Below are 21,609 nucleotides of genomic sequence, written 5' to 3' on the forward strand. Positions count from 1 at the left end.
CGATCCGACCCGAAAGACAATCATGTGAATTGCGCGGGACAACATTGTCCGGCGTTGTTGTCTCGCACTTTATTGGCTCGGTGTTATTTCGCCCGAAAAGCGCTCGGAACAAAACACCGGAAGTGGGTTCTCCGGGATCACCGCGGAGAAACGCCCATACGGGAAGGAACGTCGGCACGCCGTACCGAAGTCACCTTCGGCTCGCGGGGCTCAGTGCGCACCGGGGTCGCCCGGGCCAGGGCGGCGGGCGGGTGTGTCGCCTGTTCGTGCCTGACCAGGCCGGCCGGGACCGGGTCGACCGCCCGTGAGTCGCTGGACGTCGGGCAGCCCGCGGACGCCCGCGGATCCCCACCGGCCGGGGTGTCCGGGGCCACCGGCGTGACCCGGCAGTCCTGGCAGGGTTCGCGGACCCACCTGCGCGGACGCCTCCGGACCCACCTCCCACCCGGGCGTGCCCTGCGAACCGGTGAGCCGCTGCAGGTCGGCGAGCCCGGTCGGCACGTCGGGTCGGCGCAGGGACTCCCCCTCGCCCGCCATCCGGTCGATCTCCGGGCCGCAGTCGCCGAGGCGCGGAGAGCCCGGGTCCCTCGGGTCGACGAGCACGAAGGCCGTGGGCGACAGTGCCTGCAGGAACGTCGGTTCGACACTGAACTCGTAGACCCGCTGGTATCCCATCGACTGACTGTCGGAGGTGCCGGACTGCTCCGACCAGCTGTCGCCCGTACTGACCGAGGTGCTCGTGCCCCGCGTGGTGGTCCGCTGGTCACCCTTGGTCCGCGCTCCGGAGTCGTGAGGGAAGTCCATGAGCGCGCCGTAGTGGTAGTTGCGGCTGCGCGACCACTGCCGGCCGCTGCTCTCCGACTCCTGGCGGCTCGCGCTGTCGGTCCGCGACGTACCGACCGTGCTCGAGAGGCTGCTGCTGCGCGACACCGTGAACTGGCTCAACACCAGCCGATGGTCGCGGCCGATGAACGATGCCGCCTGCTCGGCCTCCCGGGCGTTGCCGAGCCGCAGGAACATCACCGCCTCGCCGCCACCGAGCAGGTCGACCGCGTCCTCGCGCAGGTGGCGGAAGAACAGCACCAGCCGGACGCCGCGGCGCCGGGCCAGCTGGTCGAGGCGCTCGATGTGCGTACGCCGGAACCTGTCGGCACCCACGACCACCAGCACCCGGGAGCCGCCACGCTCGTCGTGCCGCAGCCGGTGTAGCAGAACCTGGAACAGCACGTGCGCGAGGAGCTCGCCGCCGAGGTCACCGACCCGTTCCGACAGCTCCCACACCCGCAGGTCGGCGTCGGTCGGCCGCACCAGCGCCCCGGGCTGTTCGCCCGACTCCAGAGCGGGGGACTCCAGCGCGGCGAGGCGTTGCAGTGCGGCGGCCAACCGGAACAACCGCGCCTCGGTCGAGCGCCGGGCCCCCTCACCGAGCAGGTCGACGAGGTCGTCGTACTCCTCCCGCGACAGCGCCGGCGGGCACGGCTCCTGGTGGGCGACGACCCGCACGGAGGCGTGCAGCCGGGTGAACGTCACCGGCCCACGCAGGCAGCCGCAGATCTGTTCGACCAACGTGGCGTCAAGGGCGCGGTCGCCGCCGGGGCCGCGGTCGCGCTCGGCCACGTGGACCGCCTCGGCCACGACCGTCCCGACGTCCTCCGCGGTCAGGCCGGACAGCGGATCCACCGCGGCCAGATCGTCGGGCAGCAGCGCCGCGTCGACCGACCGCCCCTCCTGGCCCGCCTGCCGCACCAGGTCGTGGCAGATCCCGTCCTGGGACAGGTCGACGACGGTCACCTCGGTGCCGGACCCGAGCTGGGACCCGGCCACGCTGAGCAGCAGCGAACCAGCCCCCGACGGGTCACCTCCGTAGACGTCGACCCGATGGGTGGTGACCGGGCGCAGTGGCTCCCAGTGTTGGGGTCGCACGCCGGCGGAGCGGTCCTGCTCGTGCTCGGCCCGTCGCCGGGCCCACTCGCGGGTCTCCTCGAGCACACTCTGCTGGCGCGCGACGAGCGACCGCTGCCACCTGCGGTAGCGCAGGTCCCCCCACCAGGGCAGCAACACCGGTCGGAGGGTGTAGTAGGCGACCACCGCGGTGCCGGCGGCGAGCGCGGCGGTCACCCATCGGGAGTACTCGCTCGAGAACCCGGTCGACAGCCAGGTCGCCATGCCGAGGACCGCGAGCGCACAGACCCGACGGACGTGTGACCACCAGCCCCCGGCGGACCGGTCGCGGCTGCCCGCGAGCTTCGTCAGCCAGGGCGCCTCGACCGCAGGCAGGCCCGGCGGCCGGTCGGTGAAGGGCGTCGGGGTGGGCACCTCGGGCGCGCGAAGCTCCCAGCCCCACCGCTCACCGGTGGCAGCGGACGGGACGCCTCCGGCGGGTGGGCGGCGAAAGGATCCCTCCGGGACGGGGGGATCCGCGGGAGTCGTCATCCGATCCGCACCGCCGCTCATCGGCTCGTACGCCGCGGAACCGGCGGGCGTTCGGGGTGCCCCCGGTGTGGTCGGCGGTCAGCCTGATCGGACCGGTCAGGCCGGTCGACCCGGTTGGCGCGGTCGGCCCGCGGACCGGCGGGGGCGGAGGGAGCGGGCCAGTCGGGGAGCAGTCCCTCGCCCGACCCGAGTTCGGCCAGGCGCTCCTCGGCCCGTGCCGTCTCCTCCGCGGCCACCCGGCCGCGTTCGTCGCGGTCGGCGTCGTCGGCGGGGGCGAACCGGCGCGAACAGCCCCGGCAGTGCAGGACGCCGTAGGCCGACCAAGCACCACAGCCCTCGCAGAACCGACACTCGAGCCAGGTGCGTTGTTCCTCTATCACCTGGCGGGCGGCGAGCGCCTGCTCCCAGCGCAGCCGGCACTGCGTGAGCACCCGGTCGAGGTCCGCGTCGGGCAGCGTGAGCCCGCCGGCCGCCTGCGCCGCCTCGACCAGCCGGCGCTGACCTCGGCGCTTGCGAAGCGCCGGGGAGCCCTCCGGTCCGATCGTCACCACCAGCGGATACCACCCGACCACCACCAGCAGGAGGCAGTCACCGGCGGGATGCCGCCACCGACGGCGGAGCACCGGCAGGCCGGCGTCGGCGTCACCCTCCTCGTCGAGGACCTGCCAGCCACCGGCCTCGGCGACCGCCTCGTCGAGCACGTCGCGCAGCCGATCGTCCAGATGCGGGACCGGAAGGACCAGGTGCGCGTAGGAGCGCCCCACCCAGGGCTTGCGCGAGAGGGCACGGTTGGCGAGGGGCATCGGGCGGGGAGGCTGGCCACCCCGGACCGGCATGCGCGCGGTCACGGTCTTCATCTCATCCTCACCCCCGCGATGACGCCTGTAGTTCTGGCGAGTCGAGTGTTCTGGCGAGTCGAGCGACTGTCGAGTGGCGGTCGATGACATGGCCGGTGGTCGCGCAGGGCCGCCCCACGATGACTCCGTGCGACACAGTACCCGTCACGCAGCGGTTTGTTCCGGATCGGTCCACAGGCAGCCCGTTACTATTAGGTACAAGTCGCCAAAATCCGGCTTGACAGGACACTACGGCGTGCACGAGGCTCGCCGGGACTCATCATGCCAACATTCGCATACTCGACGGGTTGCGCAGGCGGGAGGAACGTCGATGCGGGACGTCCAGAAGGGCCGGAAGTCGTGGCTGGAGCGCCTCACCTCACCCCCTGAGTCCGAGGCCGACGACCAGTACCAAGACGAGCCCCACCCGTTCGAGCAGCGTGCGCTCGACCCGGGTCCGCGCGCTCCGCTCCACCAGCCCCAGCCCCAGACGCAGCACCAGGCGCCTCACCAGCACGGTCAGCCGCCCCAGCAGCCCCCGATGCGCGACGCGCGCGACCGCGAGCCCGGCCTCCCGGAGGGCTTCGAGGCCTTCGCGCCTCCCGGTCTGCGCCCGCCGCCCTCCGACGACCTGAAGAGCGCACCTCCGGAGCGCACCTTCGCGCTGCCCGCGCCCGTCCTCGAGGGCGGCTCGCCCTTCGACGACCAGCCCGGCGACCGGAGCGCTCGGGAGTCGTCGGCCACCGCGACGCCAGTTCCACGTGACTCCTGGGAAGGTTCCGTGACCAGCCAGACGACCGCCGACGACACAGACGAGACCTACGAGAGCCCGCGGCGGCACTCCGGATCCGTGACCTCGAGTCCCCTGTCATGGCGGACCGAGCCCGACGACCTCGGCTCCGACTCCTCCGACGACCGCGACTCCGACATCCGGCTGAGCGACGACCGCGCCGACGAGGAGACCATCTCCGTCTCCGGGCCGAGTGAGGCCGAGCAGCTCGAGGCGGCCCGCAAGCGGCACGTCGACGAGCTGCAGCACCGCTGGCTGGTCACCCAGGCCCAGATCCTCGACGACCCGCGCGACGCGGTCCGTGAGGCAGGCCTGCTCATCGGTGACGCCATGCAGTTCGTGACCTCGACGTTCACCGATCACCGCGACCGCATCGAGCGGGAGTGGAAGAGCAACGACGATCTGAGCACCGACGAGCTGCGCATGATCATGCGGCGCTACCGCAACTTGTTCCAATATGTCCTTTCCGCGTCTCAGCTTCCGGACGTGTGACGCAGTATTCTCCGCCGTTTCGGCGACCTGACGACGCCGCGTGGGCAGCTGCCCACGCGGCGTCTATGTTCGTGGCGGGGAGGTAACGAAAACCCCTGCTCCCGGACCAACGGAGTTGAACTCGACGACTAGGCTTGGATCCCGAAGCCGAACAATCGGTCCATACGATCATGGTGAGCGGAAGAGGCGATCAACGCCGTGGCGTCCCACTCCTCGCACAACGACCCGCTGTCCCAGTTCGGGACGAACGAGTGGCTCGTAGACGAGATGTACCAGCGCTACCTGAAGGACCCGAACTCCGTGGACAAGGCCTGGCTGGCCTTCTTCCGCGACTATCAGCCGGACAGCAACGGCACCGGCCCTGACACCGACGGTGTCACGGCGACGGAGTCCAGGCAGACACAGTCCTCGGTACGCACCCAGGGCCAGGTCGGCGGCACGCCTCGTGGAGCGGCGTCTCCGGACCAGGTCACCTCGGCCAAGAACGGGACGACCGCGACATCGCGGCCCTCGGCTCCCGCTCCGGCCGTCCGTCCCTCCGCGCCGGCCAAGTCCACGTCGACGCCCGTCGCCAAGCAGACCCCCGCCGCGAAGCCCGCGACCGCGCCGGCCGCCAAGGCCGCACCCGCCGCCAAGGCCGCACCCGCTGCCAGGACCGCACCCCCGAGCAAGTCGGCCACCGCGAAGCCCGCCGAGGCTCCCGAGCCGGCCCCCGAACCCGAACTCGTCCCGCTGCGTGGTGCCGCCGCACGCACCGCCAAGAACATGGACGAGAGCCTGACGGTGCCGACGGCGACCAGCGTGCGCCAGGTCCCGGTGAAGCTGCTCATCGACAACCGGATCGTCATCAACAACCACCTCGCCCGCTCCCGGGGCGGGAAGGTCAGCTTCACCCACATCATCGGCTACGCGATCGCCAAGGCGGTCCGGTCGATGCAGGAGATGAACTACGGCTACACCGAGGTCGACGGCAAGCCGACGCTCGTCAAGCCGCCGCACCTCTCCCTCGGCCTCGCCATCGACATCCAGAAGAGCGACGGCACCCGCTCGCTGCTGGTCCCCAACATCAAGAAGGCCGAGACGCTCGACTTCGCGTCGTTCTGGAGCGGGTACGAAGACGTCGTACGCCGGGCCCGCACCAACAAGCTGACCGTCGCGGACTTCCAGGGCACGACGATCAGCCTCACCAACCCGGGCACCATCGGCACCAGCCACTCGGTCCCGCGGCTCATGGCCGGTCAGGGCTGCATCGTCGGTGTCGGCGCGATGGAGTACCCCGCCGAATACCAGGGCGCGGCCGAGGAGACGATGAACCGGCTCGCGGTGAGCAAGGTCATGACGCTCACCTCGACCTACGACCACCGCGTCATTCAGGGCGCGCAGTCCGGTGAGTTCCTGCGCCGGGTGCACCAGTTGCTCCTGGGTGACGAGGGCTTCTACGACGACATCTTCGCCGCGCTCCGCATCCCGTACGAACCGGTGCGCTGGGTCTCCGACATCCCCGCCTCCCACGACGACGAGATCGGCAAGCAGGCCCGGGTGCTGGAGCTCATCCACGCCTACCGCGTGCGCGGCCACCTGATCGCCGACACCGACCCGCTCGACTACAAGGTCCGTCGGCACGCCGACCTCGACGTGGTGACCCACGGCCTCACGCTGTGGGACCTCGACCGCGAGTTCGCGACCGGGACCTTCGGCGGCGGCAAGCGGTTCATGATGCTCCGCCACATCCTCGGGCTGCTGCGCGACGCATACTCCCGGACCATCGGCGTCGAATACATGCACATCCAGGAGCCGGACGAGCGGCGTTGGATCCAGGACCGGGTCGAGCGTCCCCAGGACCGGCTGCCCCAGCAGGAGCAGCTGCGGATCCTCGCCAAGCTCAACCAGGCCGAGGCGTTCGAGACCTTCCTGCAGACGAAGTACGTCGGTCAGCGTCGGTTCAGCCTGGAGGGCGGCGAGTCGGCGATCGCGCTGCTCGACGAGATCTGTGAGCAGGCCGCGATGGCCGACCTCGACGAGGTCACCATCGGCATGGCCCACCGAGGCCGACTCAACGTTCTCGCCAACATCGCCGGCAAGAGCCCCGCGCACATCTTCCGCGAGTTCGAGGGCAACATCGACCCGCGCACCATCCAGGGTTCCGGAGACGTCAAGTACCACCTGGGTGCCGAGGGCGAGTTCACCGCCGACAGCGGCGCGAAGATCAAGGTGTCGGTGGCGGCGAACCCGTCCCACCTCGAGGCCGTCGACCCGGTGCTCGAGGGCATCGCGCGGGCCAAGCAGGACATCCTCAACCGTGGCCTGGAGTTCCCGGTCCTTCCGGTCCTGGTCCACGGCGACGCGGCGTTCGCCGGCCAGGGTGTGGTGGCGGAGACGCTCAACCTCTCCCAGCTCCGCGGCTACCGTACGGGCGGCTCGATCCACGTCATCGTCAACAACCAGGTCGGCTTCACGACCTCGCCGACGGCGTCGCGTTCCTCGACCTACTGCACCGACGTCGCGCGGATGATCCAGGCGCCGATCTTCCATGTCAACGGCGACGACCCCGAGGCCTGCATCCGGGTGGCCCGGCTGGCGTTCGAATACCGTCAGGCGTTCCACAAGGACGTCGTGCTCGACGTCATCTGCTACCGCCGCCGAGGCCACAACGAGGGCGACGACCCGTCGTTCACGCAGCCGAAGATGTACGACCTGATCGAGGGCAAGCGCTCGGTCCGCAAGCTCTACACCGAGGCGCTGATCGGCCGCGGCGACATCTCCGTCGAGGAGGCCGAGCAGGCGCTGCGCGACTACCAGGAACGCCTGGAGCGGGTGTTCGCCGAGGTGCGGGCCGCCAAGTCCGCGCCGACGGAGAACTACCTCACAGTTCCCGACTATCCGGAGAAGCCCGCGGCGGAGCTGGAGACGGCGGTGCCGGCGGAGGTCCTCAAGAAGGTCGCCGACGTCCACGTCTCGACGCCCGAGGGCTTCACCGTCCACCCGAAGGTCCTGCCCCAACTGCAGCGCCGCGCCGCGGCGATCACCGACGGTCCGATCGACTGGGCCACCGCGGAGATCGTCGCCTTCGGCTCGCTCCTGCTCGCCGGACGACCGGTCCGGCTGGCCGGCCAGGACAGCCGCCGCGGCACCTTCGTGCAGCGGTTCGCCACCCTGGTCGACCGGCACACCGGGGAGGACTGGTCGCCGCTGCAGCACCTCGACGACGACAACCAGGGGCCGTTCTACATCTACGACTCCCTGCTGAGTGAATTCGCCGCCATGGGCTTCGAGTACGGCTACTCGGTCGCCCGGCCGGACGCGCTGGTCTGCTGGGAGGCGCAGTTCGGCGACTTCGGCAACGGCGCGCAGACCATCATCGACGAGTTCATCTCCGCGGGTGAGGCCAAGTGGGGGCAGCGCTCGGGCGTCGTGCTGCTGCTGCCGCACGGACACGAAGGCCAGGGGCCGGACCACTCCTCCGCCCGGATCGAGCGGTTCCTCCAGCTCGCTTACGGTGAGTCGATGACGGTCGCCCAGCCGTCCTCGCCGGCCAACTACTTCCACCTGCTGCGCTGGCACAGCCTGGGCGCGCTGCACCGGCCGCTGATCGTCTTCACCCCGAAGTCGATGCTGCGGAGCAAGGCCGCGACCAGCCAGCCGGCGGAGTTCACCAGCGGGCGGTTCCAGCCGGTGATCGGGGACGACGCCATCGACCCCAGCGCGGCCCAACGCGTGGTGCTCTGCTCCGGCAAGATCACCTGGGAGCTGCTCGCCGAGCGCAAGCGCCGGGAGGGCGACAACCGCCAGACCGCCATCGTGCGAGTCGAGCAGTTGAGCCCGCTCCCCGTCGACGCGCTGAAGGCGGAGCTGGCGAAGTACCCGAACGCGAGCGAGATCCTCTGGGTGCAGGACGAGCCGGCCAACCAGGGTCCGTGGCCGCACATGGCGCTCAACCTCGTCCCGGAGCTCGGCCGGACGATCCGGCTGGTCTCGCGCGCCGCTTCGGCCGCTCCGTCGGTGGGATCCGGCTCGGTGCACAAGAGCGAGCAGGCCTCCCTGCTCGAAGCGGCGTTCCAGTGAGCCGGCCCGAAGTCGACGCACACGATGTACTTCACTGATCGCGGTATCGAGGAACTGTCCGACCGGCGGGGCGAGGACGAAGTGACCCTCGCCTGGCTGGCCGGGCGGCTCCAGGAGTTCGTCGACCTGAACCCAGAGTTCGAGACACCGATCGAACGCCTCGCCACCTGGCTCGCCCGGCTGGACGACGAGGACGAGTGACCGCCGGCCTCGCCGACAAGCGCGTCGTACGCCGGGTGCTCCCTGACGAGCACGCGGCCGCCGATGTCAACAGACGCGCCTGGCCGTTCACGTTGCCGCCCGTCGCGCAGCTTCTGCGCGACGGGCTCGATCTCCCACCGGGCGTGACGTTCCTGGTCGGCGAGAACGGCTCCGGCAAGTCCACTCTGGTCGAGGCGATCGCGATGGCGTACGGCCTCTCCCCGGAGGGAGGCTCGACCGGAGCGGCCTACTCCAGTCGTCCCACCGAGTCCCCGCTGAACCGCGTGATCCGGCTGGAACGCACGGCGGGAGCTCCGCGGTGGGGCTTCTTCCTCCGTGCCGAGACGATGCACGGGTTCTACACCTATCTCGAGGACCGGGGCGGGGGCTCGCGTGACCCGAAGTTCCACGCGCTGAGCCATGGCGAGTCGTTCATCGAGGTCCTCCGCACCCGCTTCGACTCCCCCGGCTTCTACTGCCTGGACGAGCCGGAGTCAGCGCTGTCGTTCTCGTCCTGCCTCGCGCTGATCGGCGTCCTCGACGACCTCGCCCGCGGCGGCGGTCAGGTCCTGTGCGCGACCCACTCGCCGCTGCTCACGGCACTTCCGGGCGCGCATCTGCTGGAGATCGGCGAGTGGGGTATTCGTCCGACCAGCTGGGAGGACCTGGAGCTGGTCGAGCACTGGCGAAGCTACCTCTCCCAACCGCAGCGCTACCTCCGGCACGTCCTCGACCTCTGAGCCGAGCGTCCGTCCGTGGCGTCGCGGCGGATTCTCCCGCGGGAAAATCCGCACGACCCTCGGCTCGCTCCGGCGGTCCCACCCGTATGACCTACAGCGTGAAGACCACCTTGCCGAAGAGGTCGCCCGCTGCCATCGCGGTGAAGCCCTCCTTGGCCTGGGACAACGGCAGTACACGATCGACGACGGGACGTACGCCCGCCTGCTCGCAGAGCCGGAGCAGTCCGGCCAACTCGTCCCGTGTCCCCATCGTCGAGCCCACCACGCGCAACTGCAGGAAGAAGACCCGGTTGAGCTCCGCCGGCGGATTGGCGCCGCTGGTGGCACCGGAGCACACCAGGGTGCCCCCGGGCCGAAGCGACTTCAGCGAATGGCTCCAGGTGGCCTCGCCGACCGTTTCCATCACCGCGTCGACCCGCTCGGGCAGCCGCGCACCGGCCTCGAAGGCGGCGTCGGCGCCCAGGGTCTCCACCGCGCGCGACCGCTTCTCCTCGCCCCGTCCGGTCACCCACACGCGGTAGCCGGCGGCCTTGCCGAGCACGACCAACGCCGTCGACACACCTCCACCCGCGCCCTGCACGAGCACGGTGTCGCCCGGACGCAGGCCGGACTGGGTGAAGAGCATGCGGTAGGCCGTCAGCCAGGACGTCGGCAGGCAGGCCGCGTCCTCGAAGCTCATGCCGGCAGGCTTGGGCAGGAGGTTCGCGCGGGGTACGACGACCCGCTCGGCGAAGGTGCCCTGGTAGCGCTCCGACAGCAGCGAACGTCGGGGATCGAGGGTCTCGTCCCCCCGCCAGTTCGGGTCGCTCACGACGGCGTGGACGACGACCTCGTTGCCGTCCTCGTCCACGCCGGCCGCGTCGCACCCGAGGATCATCGGGAGCTGCTTCTCGGCGAGCCCGACACCCCGCAGCGACCACAGGTCGTGGTGGTTCAGTGCGCTGGCCCGGACGTCGACCCGGACCCAGTCGGGTGTGGGTGGTTCGGGATCGGGGCGCTCACCCAACTCGAGCGCGGAGAGCGGGTCCTGGCTGTCGAGACGTGCGGCATAGGCGGCGAACACCCTCCGACCCTACCCATCGCAGCGCCCCGACAGCCCCGTCAACCGCCGGGACAGGCCAGGACTCAGCGACGGGCCAGCCCCTCGCGTCGGGCGGCCTGCGCCACCGCGGCGGCCACAGCGGGGACGACCCGCTCGTCGAAGGGCGAGGGAATGACCCGGTCCGGTGCGAGGTCGGCGCCGACCAAACCGGCCAGTGCCCTCGCGGCGGCGAGCTTCATCCCTTCGCTGATCTGCGCGGCCCGCACGTCGAGGGCGCCGCGGAAGACGCCCGGGAACGCGAGGACGTTGTTGATCTGGTTCGGGTAGTCGGACCGACCGGTCGCGACGACGGCCGCGTGCCGGGCGGCGACGTCCGGGTGCACCTCGGGCGTCGGGTTGGCCAACGCGAGGACGATCGCGTCAGGTGCCATCCGCGCCACCAGCGCCTCCCCCACCTCACCGCCGGACAGCCCGATGAAGACGTCCGCACCGGCCAGTACGTCGCCCAGGCCGCCCGTCAGTCCGGCCGGGTTCGTCGTGAGGGCGAGGGCGCGCTTGGCCGGATTGAGGTCGGCACGGTCGGGGTGCAGGGCACCGCGCCGGTCGGTCACCACGATGTCCTCGACACCGGCCGCGAGCAGGATCTGTGCGACCGCGACGCCCGCGGCTCCCGCGCCGGAGATCACGACACTTGTGTCGGCCGGTTTGCGACGGGTCAACTCGAGCGCGTTGGTGAGCGCCGCCAGGACGACGATCGCCGTTCCGTGCTGGTCGTCGTGGAAGACGGGAATGTCCAGCCGGTCACGCAGTCGGCGTTCGACCTCGAAACAACGCGGCGCGGAGATGTCCTCCAGATTGATGCCGCCGAAGGCGGGAGCGAGTCGTACGACCGTCTCCACCAACTCCTCGACGTCCGTGCAGTCCAGGCAGATCGGCACCGCGTCGACACCGCCGAACTTCTTGAACAGCAGCGCCTTGCCCTCCATCACCGGGAGCGCCGCGGCCGGGCCGATGTCTCCGAGGCCGAGCACCGCGGTCCCGTCCGTCACCACCGCGACGGTACGGGACTTCCAGGTGTAGTCGTGGACGAGTTCGGGCGATTCGGAGATCGCCGTGCAGATGCGGGCGACGCCCGGCGTGTAGGCGAGGGAGAGGTCGTCGCGCCCGCGCAACGGGACCGAGGACGACACCTCGAGCTTGCCGCCGCGGTGGAAGGCGAACGCCGGATCGTCTTCGTACCGGTCGCCCGTCGGCCCGGGCGGAGGAACTGGAGCGGAAACGGAGAAGGGATCGGTCAGGGCATCTGTCGACATGCAGGGACCCTCGATGTAGATAGAAAGCGACGCGAGGCAATTGCCCGGTCAGCACGAAATCAGCACGAACGTGAGGAACGGCATCACGCTTCGACGACATGTCCAGGTCGGTCGCGGTGCCAAACGGGGGTCGCCCGTATCCGAAGAGTCTGTCATACCATGTGTCGGCTCCGCCGGGCACAACGACGAAGAAGTCGCCCTCTGGACGCCTGACCGCGCCACCCACACATCATGTGGGCGCACCGCCGACGCAGTTGCTCCATCGCAGCACTCGCAGTCGCATCACTCGCAGTCGCATCACTCGCAGTCGCATCACTCGCAGTCGCATCACTCGCAGTCGATGTACAGAGCCGGAACGACGCGACGCTCGGGGGTCGTCGCCTCTTCGCGGTCCACCAGATCGCCCGAAGCGCATACGCAAAGGACAGTGCCATGACCAGGCAGCTCACCCGCCGCGCACTGGCGTCGTGTGCGGTGCTCGTCGCCGCCGGAGCCACGCTCGCCGGCTGTGGAGGCCAGAACCAGCCCTCCGCGACCTCCTCCGAAACTCCCGCCGCCACCACCTCGGCGGACAACTCGCTCGCTGCGCTGGTCCCGGACGCGATCAGGGCCGACGGAAAGATCCGCATCGGCACCGACGCGTCGTACGCGCCCAACGAGTTCCTCGACGTCGACGGAAGGACCGTCATCGGCATGGACGTCGAACTCTACGACGCGATCGCCGGAAAGCTCGGCCTCGAGGTCGACTGGGTGCCGGCACAGTTCGGCGACATCATCCCGGGCGTGCAGTCGGGCAAGTACGAAGCCGGCGTCTCGTCGTTCACGATCAATCCCGAGCGCGAGCAGCAGGCGCTGATGATCTCCTACTTCAACTCCCCCATCCAGTGGGTGACGCAGAAGGGAAATCCGAAGAAGGTCTCGATCGACAACGCCTGCGGCCTGCGCATCGGAGTACAGAAGGACACGGTCGAGGTACCCGACCTACAGGATCGCTCGAAGAAATGCACCGACGCCGGTAAGCCCGCGATCACCCTCGACCAGTACCCCGGTCAGGACACCGTGACCAGCAACCTCGTCACGGGCAAGGACGACGCGATGACGGCCGACCTGCCGATCGCGGTGTACGCCGTGAAGCAGAGCCAGGGCAAGCTGGAGTTGCTCGGCGAGCCCTACGGCAACGCGCCCTACGGCATCGTCGTGGGCAAGGACCAGGCGAAGTTCGCCGAGGCGATCCAGAAGGCCACGCAGGCGATCATCGACGACGGCGGCTACGACGAGATCCTTCGGAAGTGGGGCAACGAGAAGGGCGCCATCACCTCCGAGCAGGTCCAGGTCAACCCGTCGACCCCATGACGGAGCCCGGCACCTCGCACGAGGTCATCAAGGCGGTGCCGGTCCGGCACCCCTGGCGGTGGGTGGCGACGGCGGTCATCGTCGTCCTGACGGCGATGTTCGCCCACATGCTGCTCACCAACTCCGCCTTCCAGTGGACCTTCATGGCGCGCAACGCCTTCGCCGGTCCGGTCCTCGACGGTGCCCGCGCGTCGGTGCTGCTGACCGTCGGCTCGATGGCCATCGGCATCGCCCTCGGGGTCGTTCTCGCCATCATGCGGCTGTCGGTGAACCCGATCCTGTCCGGGATCGCCTGGCTCTACATCTGGTTCTTCCGCGCCGTACCCCGGGTCGTGCTGCTGGTCCTCTTCGGCAACCTGGGCATCCTCTACGAACGGTTCGAGTTCGGGCTGCCCTTCGACTCGGCCCTCGCCGACCTGTTCGGTGTGCAGATCGACGGGCGACTGTTCGGGTTCGACGCGCGCACCGTGATCTCGGGCTTCGCCGCGGCCACCCTCGGCCTCGCGTTGTCGGAGGCCGCGTACATGGCGGAGATCGTCCGGGCCGGCATCCAGTCGATTCCGCAAGGACAGCTTGACGCGGCCGCCTCGCTCGGGATGTCGCGGACCCACACCCTGCGCCGGATCATCATGCCGCAGGCGATGCGCGTGATCATCCCGCCGACGGGCAACGAGACGATCGCCCTGCTGAAGGACACCGCGCTGGTCGCGTACGTACCCGCGTACGAGCTGTGGTTCCAGCTCCAGGGCATCGGGAGCCGCACCTTCCAGGTGTTCCCGATGCTCGTCGCGGCCTGCCTGTGGTACCTCGCGCTGACAAGCGTCCTCATGGTGGTGCAGTACTTCGTCGAACGACACTTCAGCCGGGGCACCCGGAGTCAGGCGGCACGGATGAGGCTGGACAGCGGTCGGGCAGGTGGCGCATGACGACAGGTCGAAGCCCCGGTACGCCGAGCACCGGTACGCCGATCGCCGGCACCGCGACGATGGTGAAGGCCGAGAACGTCCGGAAACGGTTCGGGCGGCACGAGGTGCTCAGAGGTGTCGACCTGGAGGTGGCCACCGGACAGGTGTGCTGCGTCATCGGGCCGTCGGGATCGGGCAAGTCGACGTTCCTGCGCTGCATCAACCACCTGGAGAAGATCGACGGCGGCCGGTTGTGGGTCGACGGCGCCCTGGTCGGCTACCACCAGCGCGGCGACCGGTTGCACGAACTCAAGCCGAGTGAGGTGGCGGCACAACGCCGTGAGATCGGCATGGTGTTCCAGCAGTTCAACCTGTTCCCGCACATGACCGCCCTGGACAACATCACCGAGGCGCCGATACGGGTCCGCAACGAGCCGAGGACGCAGGCCAGGGCGCATGCCCAGAGCCTCCTCGAGCGGGTCGGGCTGCGCGACCACCTGGGCAAGTACCCCGCCGAACTGTCCGGGGGGCAACAGCAACGCGTCGCGATCGCCCGTGCGCTCGCGATGCGACCGAAGCTCATGCTCTTCGACGAGCCCACCTCGGCACTGGATCCGGAACTCGTCGGCGAGGTGCTCGACGTCATGCGCCAACTGGCGCTTGACGGCATGACGATGGTCGTCGTCACCCACGAGATGGGCTTCGCCCGCGATGTGGGAGACACGGTCGCCTTCATGGACGAGGGCGTCGTGGTCGAGTCGGGTGACCCGCGGTCGGTCCTGACCAACCCCGGCCACGAGCGGACCCGCGCGTTCCTGCAGCGCGTGCTCGACGTCCGCTCCTGAGGCGGCCGGGCGCGGCTCAGGAGCGGACGCGGCGCGAGGGTCAGGCCGGGCGGCGCGTCCGGGTCCGGCGGCGCCATCGAGCCACGGAGTTCAGCACGCGGAGCCTGGTGACCACGACGGCCACCAGGTCGCCGTCCGGAATGGCACCGATCTGCCAGGAATCGACGCCTTCGTGAGGATTGTCACGTTCGACCCACCAGCCGCCCTCGGGCTCGCGGCGGACCAGCCGCTTCACCGACAGCGGTCGGTGTGGGAGCCGGACGAGCACCAGATCGCCCGGGCGAGCGTGATCGACGTAACGCACGACAAGCCGGTCGCCGTCCCATAGCGTGGGTTGCATGGAGCGGCCCCTGACCGTCGCGATGCCGAACCGCGCCACTCGAGATCCCCCAATCGTCGACGTTTGGAAGCAGGAGTAGTGTCGCAAGAAGTCAGGGAACCAATGGAACAAAAGCCACCCAGACACGGTTCGGGAAGGAAGGACGAAGATGCTTTCGCGTCTGTTCGCACCGGCAGTCGAGGTCTCGGCGCACTGCGACCTGCCGTGCGGGGTGTACGACCCGGCTCAGGCCAGGATCGAAGCCCAGTCGGTCAAGGCCATCATCGAGAAGCTCGATGGCAACAGTGACCCCGATTTCAGGACCCGTGCGCTGCTGATCAAGGAGCAGCGCTCCGAGCTGGTCAAGCACCACCTCTGGGTGCTGTGGACGGACTACTTCAAGCCCCCGCACTTCGAGAAGTACCCCCAGCTGCACTCGCTGTTCAACGAGGCCACCAAGCTCGCCGGTGGTGGCGGCGGCTCCAAGGCCTCGACGGACGTCAAGGTGGCCGACGAGCTGTTGGCGAAGATCGACGAGATCGCCGAGATCTTCTGGGAGACCAAGAAGGCCTGACCCTTTCCGGGCCGCTGTCGACACGCACAGGACCGCATCGATCCTCGGGTGTACCCGGGGGTGGATGCGGTTCTGTGCGTGTCGTCGTCCCAGCGTCTGCTCGTCGTCGTGGTTGTCGTCGCGGCGACCGCTCGGACGTCCGTCGAGGTGCGCTCGGCACCTCCGAATCGAACCGAATTTCTCGATGACGCCACGCAGTCTCCTTGCCACTCCGCGTGCCCAATCCGCCATCACGCGGTAGTCTCCCGGCGTACGGTGGGGCTGACCTGACCGACGTAGCCGATGGCGGAGGAACACGTGACCGACGTACCCGACAACGCCGATGCGGCACGGGACGATCAGGAGATGGACGTCGTCGAGCTCGGCGTCCCCGCACGTACGGCCTACGTGTCCGTACTCCGGACGACGGCGGCCGCTCTCGCCGCCCGGCTCGACTTCACCCTCGACGAGATCGAGGACCTGCGCATCGCGGTCGACGAGGCCAGCGCACTGTTGCTCACCCAGGCCGTGCCCGGATCGCAGCTGTCCTGTCGCTTCGAGCTCGCTGGTGACGAACTCACCGTCTCGGTGTCGGTGCACTCTCGCAACCCGCGGGTGCCCGCTCGCAACTCCTTCGCCTGGACCGTGTTGACGGCACTCGCCGGACACGTCGACACACTCGTCCAGCCCGAGCACCAACGCGCCACCGTCACACTGACCAAGCGCGGCGAGGCAGTCGCGCCGACCCACCCGTCGTCCGCCCAGGTCCGCGCGCTGGATGACGTACGCAACCAACGGGGCCGCGACCACCGGCCCCGCACCGGCGAGGCCGGGGCGACGACTGTCGAGGGGAACGCCGCATCAGCCGGCGGCTCGACCGGCGTACCGCCACGGGGATCGGGCGCGGTAGACCAGTGATCGAACACCCCATCACCACGCATGACTCGGGACCTGCCTTGGAAGACCTGCCGGGGCTGGACCGGGTGCCGGACACCCGCACGCTGACCCGAGAACTCTTCGCTCATCTCGGCAAGATCGACGCGGACGACCCGCGCCGGGCCAAGGTCCGCGATCGCCTGGTCGAGATGCACCTGCCCCTCGTCGAGCACCTGGCACGGCGGTTCCGCAACCGGGGCGAGCCACTCGACGACCTGGTCCAGGTCGGCACCATCGGGCTCATCAAGTCCGTCGACCGCTTCGACGCCCAGCGCGGCGTGGAGTTCTCGACGTATGCCACCCCGACCATCGTGGGTGAGCTGAAGCGCCACTTCCGCGACCGCGGTTGGGCCATCCGGGTGCCTCGCAGGCTCCAGGAACTCCGGCTCTCCCTCGCCACGGTCACCGGCGACCTCACTCAGGAGCTCGGCCGCGCGCCGACGGTCGGCGAGCTGTCCGGGAAGCTCGGTGTACGAGAGGAGGAGGTGCTGGAAGGTCTCGAGTCCGCCAACGCCTACAGCACGCTCTCCCTCGACGCCCCCGACCAGGGGCAGGAGGACGCACCGGCGGTCGTCGACTCACTCGGCACCGAGGACGAGGCGCTCGAGGGCGTCGAATACCGCGAGGCGCTCCGTCCGCTGCTCAGCCAACTGCCCGACCGGGAGAAACGGATCCTCCTGCTGCGCTTCTTCAAGGGGATGACGCAGTCCCAGATCGCCGCCGAGGTCGGCATCTCCCAGATGCACGTGTCACGGCTGCTGTCCAGGACGCTCGCCCAACTCCGCGAACGCCTGCTGCAGGACTGACGCTAGCCGCGGAACACCGCGGTCGACGGAGGCGCGAGCACCAGGCCGAGGGTGAGAACGGCCGCGACCAGCATGACGACTCCTGCCGCCGTGGTGGCCCCGGACAGGAACTCCCAGCCGATCGGAAGCATGATCAGCTGCGTCGCGACGGTCGGGCCACGGCTCCATCGCCGGCCGTTGAACAACCCCCAGGCGAGGAAGCCCAGGCCGACACCGATCGCCAGCACGAAGACACCGGCGCTCGCCGCGATGGCGAGACCCACCGGGTGCTGAACGACCGCCTCGACCGTCAGCCAGCCGCCGACCCCCAGGCCGGCGAGGGCCTCGAGCGCGGCGACCGCGGCCGCGGCGTACAGCGTGGGAGGAATGCGGGAGGGTCGGACAGGGCCGGGTGTCGGTCGTGCGCCTGCCGGCGTCTCCACCGCCTCGGCTCCGGGTCGGCCCTGGGTCGCGGTCGCTCCGGTCGAGCCGGTCGAAGCTGAGGACGTCCTCGCCGGACGGCCGGGCTTGGCGGTGCCGGCGGACTTCGGTGCCGAGCCGGAACGGCGAGCGGGCCTGGTAGCCGGGCGGGGTCGACGGTTGGCCATAGGCGAAGGTTACCCACCAGACCGGGCTCGGGAGCCGCGGCGCGATGCCGGCGAACTGCCCGGTATCGTTGCTCGTTCGGCGACTTCTTAGCGTGACCTGATCGTGATCTACGCAGGTTTCCGCTACGCTGTGTCACCGTTCGGCCAGCTTTGTGACGTAACCGACATAGACTTTTCCGCGCCACAACACGGAAAGGGTCTTGTGTATCGCTGGCATAGTTGAAACTATCGAGCCTGCAGAGAGGCGCGGCACCTGATCGGTGTAGCGCCGGGGGCTGACGTAAGCGATCACATTGCGTGTGACCGCCACCAGGGGACTGGTGTGCGTCTGTTGTCACGTGGAAGATCGTGAAAGTGTTCACACAGCAGAATTAGCCAACCAGCACAGCGCTGCCGGCCGAGCCGACGCGCACAAACTGAGGAGTGAAGCCTTGATGGACTGGCGCCACCGGGCCATCTGCCGGGACGAGGACCCTGAGCTGTTCTTCCCCATCGGGAACACCGGGCCCGCGCTCCTGCAGATCGAGGAGGCCAAGGCGGTCTGCCGTCGTTGTGAAGTCGTCGACCTCTGTCTGCAGTGGGCCCTCGAAACTGGCCAGGATGCCGGTGTCTGGGGCGGTATGAGCGAGGAAGAGCGACGGGCGCTTAAGCGACGTGCCGCCCGCTCCCGGGCCCGCATCATCTGATCGCGAAGCTCTCAAGGAGGCCCCTGCTACACCGGCAGGGGCCCCTTCATGTCCACCTTCGCGTGGTCGGTCAGCGCAGGTACCGGAAGCGAACGCCGGACGCGCGAACGCCGGAAACGACGGCAGGCCTCAGCGGCCGTCGTCGGGGAGGTCGAACACCACGCGCGTCCCCGATCCTTCCGACCGCGCGCCGATCGAGAGCACCCCGCCGAGTTCGCTCTCCACGAGGGTGCGCACGATCTGCAGGCCGAGTTGTCCGGAACGGTCGAGATCGAAGTCGTCCGGGAGTCCGCGTCCGTCGTCCTCGATGACGACCCGCAACCGCCCGCGCAGCCGTTCGGCCACGACCTCCACCCGGCCGCCGCGTCGACCCACACCATGCTGGACGGCGTTCTGCGCCACCTCGGTGATGACCATCGCGAGGGGTGTCGCGGTCTCCGCACCCAACAGCCCGAAGGAGCCGATTCGACGAGGGACCACCCGCGTCTCCGGAATCGACACCTCGGCCACCATCGCGAGGACCCGGTCCGCCACCTCGTCGAAGTCGACGCGTTCTTCGAAGGCGGTCGACAGGGTCTCGTGCACGATGGCGATGGTGCCTACCCTGCGGACGGCCTCCTCGAGTGCCTCCCGGCCCCCGGCGGCGCCAAGTCGTCGCGCCTGAAGCCGGAGCAGGGCCGCCACCGTTTGCAAGTTGTTCTTGACGCGGTGGTGGATCTCGCGGATCGTCGCGTCCTTGGTGAGCAACTCGCGTTCGCGGCGGCGCAGGTCGGTGACGTCACGGAGCAACACGAGCGCCCCGACCGGCGCGGAGTTCGGCACCAGCGGAATCACCCGCATGGTGACGACGGCGCCGTTGTTCTCGACCTCGGTCTCGCGCGGTGCGCGTCCGGAGATGAGCACCGAGATGGCCTCGTCCACGGGACGACGTGACGGAGGCAACAGCCCCGAGGTGATGGTGCCAAGGTGGCAGCCGAGCAGGTCTCCGGTGAGTCCGAGCCGACGATAGGCCGACTGGGCGTTGGGACTGGCGTACGTCACGATCCCGTCGACGTCGAGTCGCACCAGGCCGTCACCGACGCGCGGCGCGGAGTCGAGGTCGACCCGGTCGCCAGGCAAGGGGAAACCACCCTCGCTGATCATCTGGGCGAGGTCGGTGGCGGTCTTGAGATAGGTCAGCTCGAGCCGGCTCGGTGTGCGGACCGAGAGCAAGTTGGTGTTGCGGGTGATGACACCGAGCACGCGGTCGACCCGACGGACCGGGATGCTCTCGATCCGGACGGGCACCTCGTCGCGCCACTCCGGGTCGCCCTCCCGGCAGATCCGGCCGTCGTCGAAGGCCGCGTCCAGGAGTTGCCGACGCCCGCGTGGGACGAAGGAGCCGACGAGGTCGTCGAGGTGAGCGGTGGGCCCGGTCGTCGGCCGCATCTGGGCACATGCCCAGAACCCGAGTCCCTCCCGGTCGGGCACCCACAGAACCAGGTCCGCGAACGACAGATCCGCGAGCATCTGCCACTCCGCGACCAGTTTGTGCAGCCACTCGCGGTCGGGGTCGTCGAGCTCGGTGTACTGGCGGACCACATCATCGAGAGAGGGCACGCCGAGAGCGTATCCCCGGCCGCGCTAATCTCACGGCCTGCGGTGGCTCGCTCACCTTCGCGTGCCCTGATCGCAGCGAGGTGCCACGACGTCTGGAAGGATGGCCACGTGGGGGTTCGTGCAGCGTACTGGGAGCAGGTCCGCGCGAGCGGCTTCAGGCTGCCCCACGACCGCCCGCTGGACGATCTCACCGCCGAACTCGTCCATATGCTGGGCGACGTCGATCCGAAAGTGCGCGACGGCATCGCCTACCCCGTGCTCGCCGCCTGGATCAGCGAGGGTGTCTACGACGATCTGCTGGCCGGTTTCGGCGACGGTGTCTCCGAAGGGCTGTTCAACGGCCTTGGCGAGGACGGCACCGACAGTGTGCTCCGGCGTTCCTTCTCCGCCCTGCTGCTCGCCGAGTCCGTGCTGCGCGACCAGGTGGCGCGGGCGGTCCACTCCGACGCGATCTTCCGCTGGGGTGACCGGGCGGCGTCGTGGTTCGTCCGCGAACGCGACCTGCGTGGGTACGTCGAGGGCCGCGGTTGGGCGCACGCAGTCGCGCACGGGGCCGACCTGATCGCGGCCCTGGCTCGCTCGGAGCACTTCGGCAAGCTCGAGCTCACGGTACTGCTGGACGTCATCGCCGACCGGCTGCTCACCCCGACCACCCACCGCCTCCTCCACGGCGAGGACGACCGGCTCGCCTTCGCCGTCATGACGGTGCTGCACCGCAACCGCCTCGGCATCGACGTTCTCGAGCCCTGGGTCGAACGACTCGCCGCGTCCCTCGTTCCTCCCGTCGTCGACGAGGGCACCACCGCACCCGCCTGGCCCACACCGGTCGCGGGCAACACCGCGGGCTTCCTCCGCGGGCTGCACCTCCAACTCGCCCTCGGGGTGCGTGGCCAGCAGACGCCCCAGGACGTCACGCTGTTCGGTAAGCCACCGCAGGTTCGCGCCGACCTGCTGTTGGTGCTGCTGCGGGTCCTGCGCGCCGGCCAGCCAGCCATCTTCTCCACCCCGTCGCGCTAGCACCGGTCCGACGCCGCTGGCCTCGGGTTTCCCACGTCCCGCCCGACGCGCGGTCCCCACACGTCACCGGCGCCGGCTGTCGAACGGCCGCCGC

At 69.5% G+C, this 21,609-nt stretch carries 19 protein-coding genes; 12 read left to right on the plus strand and 7 right to left on the minus strand.

Translation table 11 applies throughout. The annotated features are described in order from the left end of the window. Nucleotides 1-210 precede the first annotated feature (210 nt). On the minus strand, nucleotides 211-2,433 hold the full coding sequence (locus tag HEB94_RS40940; protein WP_192754811.1) for a hypothetical protein: 2,223 nt from the start codon (nucleotides 2,431-2,433) through the stop codon (nucleotides 211-213). Between the two features lie 17 nt (nucleotides 2,434-2,450). Beyond that, on the minus strand, nucleotides 2,451-3,290 hold the full coding sequence (locus tag HEB94_RS40945) for a hypothetical protein (protein ID WP_192754812.1): 840 nt from the start codon (nucleotides 3,288-3,290) through the stop codon (nucleotides 2,451-2,453). Nucleotides 3,291-3,600: 310 nt separating this feature from the next. On the opposite strand from HEB94_RS40945, the gene HEB94_RS40950 reads away from it, so the two are divergent. The 4 genes from HEB94_RS40950 to HEB94_RS40965 all read left to right on the plus strand — a co-directional run bounded on the left by HEB94_RS40950 (nucleotide 3,601) and on the right by HEB94_RS40965 (nucleotide 9,554). Continuing rightward, on the plus strand, nucleotides 3,601-4,551 hold the full coding sequence (locus HEB94_RS40950; protein WP_192754813.1) for a hypothetical protein: 951 nt from the start codon (nucleotides 3,601-3,603) through the stop codon (nucleotides 4,549-4,551). A 198-nt stretch (nucleotides 4,552-4,749) separates the two neighbouring features. Continuing rightward, nucleotides 4,750-8,613, plus strand: a complete 3,864-nt coding sequence (locus HEB94_RS40955) for a multifunctional oxoglutarate decarboxylase/oxoglutarate dehydrogenase thiamine pyrophosphate-binding subunit/dihydrolipoyllysine-residue succinyltransferase subunit (RefSeq protein ID WP_192754814.1) — start codon at nucleotides 4,750-4,752, stop codon at nucleotides 8,611-8,613. 24 nt (nucleotides 8,614-8,637) lie between these two features. After that, on the plus strand, nucleotides 8,638-8,814 hold the full coding sequence (locus HEB94_RS40960) for a DUF6104 family protein (protein ID WP_192754815.1): 177 nt from the start codon (nucleotides 8,638-8,640) through the stop codon (nucleotides 8,812-8,814). Beyond that, the gene (locus tag HEB94_RS40965) at nucleotides 8,811-9,554 is read left to right on the plus strand and encodes an AAA family ATPase (RefSeq protein ID WP_192754816.1); all 744 of its coding nucleotides are present in this window, start codon (nucleotides 8,811-8,813) and stop codon (nucleotides 9,552-9,554) included. The genes HEB94_RS40960 and HEB94_RS40965 overlap by 4 nt, the downstream gene beginning before the upstream one ends. 91 nt (nucleotides 9,555-9,645) lie before the next feature. Here the strand turns inward: HEB94_RS40965 and HEB94_RS40970 are convergent, their stop codons facing one another. Together HEB94_RS40970 and HEB94_RS40975 are read right to left on the minus strand one after the other, a co-directional pair. Then, nucleotides 9,646-10,617, minus strand: a complete 972-nt coding sequence (locus HEB94_RS40970; RefSeq protein WP_192754817.1) for a zinc-binding dehydrogenase — start codon at nucleotides 10,615-10,617, stop codon at nucleotides 9,646-9,648. Nucleotides 10,618-10,679: 62 nt separating this feature from the next. Beyond that, nucleotides 10,680-11,909, minus strand: coding sequence for an NAD(P)-dependent malic enzyme (locus HEB94_RS40975; RefSeq protein WP_192754818.1), 1,230 nt, complete (start codon nucleotides 11,907-11,909; stop codon nucleotides 10,680-10,682). Nucleotides 11,910-12,341: 432 nt separating this feature from the next. On the opposite strand from HEB94_RS40975, the gene HEB94_RS40980 reads away from it, so the two are divergent. From HEB94_RS40980 to HEB94_RS40990, 3 genes are read left to right on the plus strand one after another with little or no spacing between them, the layout of a single operon-like run. After that, entirely contained in the window at nucleotides 12,342-13,262 is a 921-nt protein-coding gene (locus tag HEB94_RS40980; RefSeq protein WP_192754819.1) for an ABC transporter substrate-binding protein, read from the plus strand. Further along, nucleotides 13,259-14,188, plus strand: a complete 930-nt coding sequence (locus HEB94_RS40985) for an amino acid ABC transporter permease (protein ID WP_192754820.1) — start codon at nucleotides 13,259-13,261, stop codon at nucleotides 14,186-14,188. Before HEB94_RS40980 ends, HEB94_RS40985 begins: the two co-directional genes overlap by 4 nt. Before the next feature lie 59 nt (nucleotides 14,189-14,247). Then, entirely contained in the window at nucleotides 14,248-15,012 is a 765-nt protein-coding gene (locus HEB94_RS40990) for an amino acid ABC transporter ATP-binding protein (protein ID WP_192757002.1), read from the plus strand. 40 nt (nucleotides 15,013-15,052) lie between these two features. Here the strand turns inward: HEB94_RS40990 and HEB94_RS40995 are convergent, their stop codons facing one another. Next, nucleotides 15,053-15,391, minus strand: coding sequence for a S24 family peptidase (locus HEB94_RS40995; RefSeq protein WP_192754821.1), 339 nt, complete (start codon nucleotides 15,389-15,391; stop codon nucleotides 15,053-15,055). Nucleotides 15,392-15,500: 109 nt separating this feature from the next. Between HEB94_RS40995 and sodN the strand changes: the two genes are divergently transcribed. The 3 genes from sodN (at nucleotide 15,501) to HEB94_RS41010 (ending at nucleotide 17,626) form a co-directional block, all read left to right on the plus strand. Then, the gene (gene sodN / locus HEB94_RS41000) at nucleotides 15,501-15,905 is read left to right on the plus strand and encodes a superoxide dismutase, Ni (protein WP_192754822.1); all 405 of its coding nucleotides are present in this window, start codon (nucleotides 15,501-15,503) and stop codon (nucleotides 15,903-15,905) included. A 297-nt stretch (nucleotides 15,906-16,202) separates the two neighbouring features. Continuing rightward, the gene (locus HEB94_RS53940) at nucleotides 16,203-16,802 is read left to right on the plus strand and encodes an ATP-binding protein (protein WP_202896818.1); all 600 of its coding nucleotides are present in this window, start codon (nucleotides 16,203-16,205) and stop codon (nucleotides 16,800-16,802) included. 38 nt (nucleotides 16,803-16,840) lie between these two features. Then, on the plus strand, nucleotides 16,841-17,626 hold the full coding sequence (locus HEB94_RS41010) for an RNA polymerase sigma factor SigF (protein ID WP_192754823.1): 786 nt from the start codon (nucleotides 16,841-16,843) through the stop codon (nucleotides 17,624-17,626). Nucleotides 17,627-17,628: 2 nt separating this feature from the next. On the opposite strand, the gene HEB94_RS41015 is transcribed toward HEB94_RS41010, so the two are convergent. Then, on the minus strand, nucleotides 17,629-18,213 hold the full coding sequence (locus HEB94_RS41015; protein ID WP_192754824.1) for a hypothetical protein: 585 nt from the start codon (nucleotides 18,211-18,213) through the stop codon (nucleotides 17,629-17,631). A 434-nt stretch (nucleotides 18,214-18,647) separates the two neighbouring features. Here HEB94_RS41015 and HEB94_RS41020 point away from each other — a divergent pair, with 434 nt between their 5' ends. After that, a complete protein-coding gene (locus tag HEB94_RS41020; protein ID WP_092656556.1) occupies nucleotides 18,648-18,899 on the plus strand; it encodes a WhiB family transcriptional regulator in 252 nt (83 codons plus the stop codon). Between the two features lie 129 nt (nucleotides 18,900-19,028). Here HEB94_RS41020 and HEB94_RS41025 read toward each other — a convergent pair whose 3' ends face one another. Beyond that, the gene (locus tag HEB94_RS41025; protein WP_192754825.1) at nucleotides 19,029-20,498 is read right to left on the minus strand and encodes a histidine kinase N-terminal domain-containing protein; all 1,470 of its coding nucleotides are present in this window, start codon (nucleotides 20,496-20,498) and stop codon (nucleotides 19,029-19,031) included. A gap of 108 nt (nucleotides 20,499-20,606) precedes the next feature. On the opposite strand from HEB94_RS41025, the gene HEB94_RS41030 reads away from it, so the two are divergent. After that, on the plus strand, nucleotides 20,607-21,515 hold the full coding sequence (locus HEB94_RS41030) for a DUF2785 domain-containing protein (RefSeq protein WP_192754826.1): 909 nt from the start codon (nucleotides 20,607-20,609) through the stop codon (nucleotides 21,513-21,515). Nucleotides 21,516-21,609: the final 94 nt, after the last annotated feature.

Source organism: Actinopolymorpha pittospori, from assembly GCF_014873875.1.
In the GTDB taxonomy this organism is placed as follows: Bacteria; Actinomycetota; Actinomycetes; order Propionibacteriales; family Actinopolymorphaceae; genus Actinopolymorpha; species Actinopolymorpha pittospori.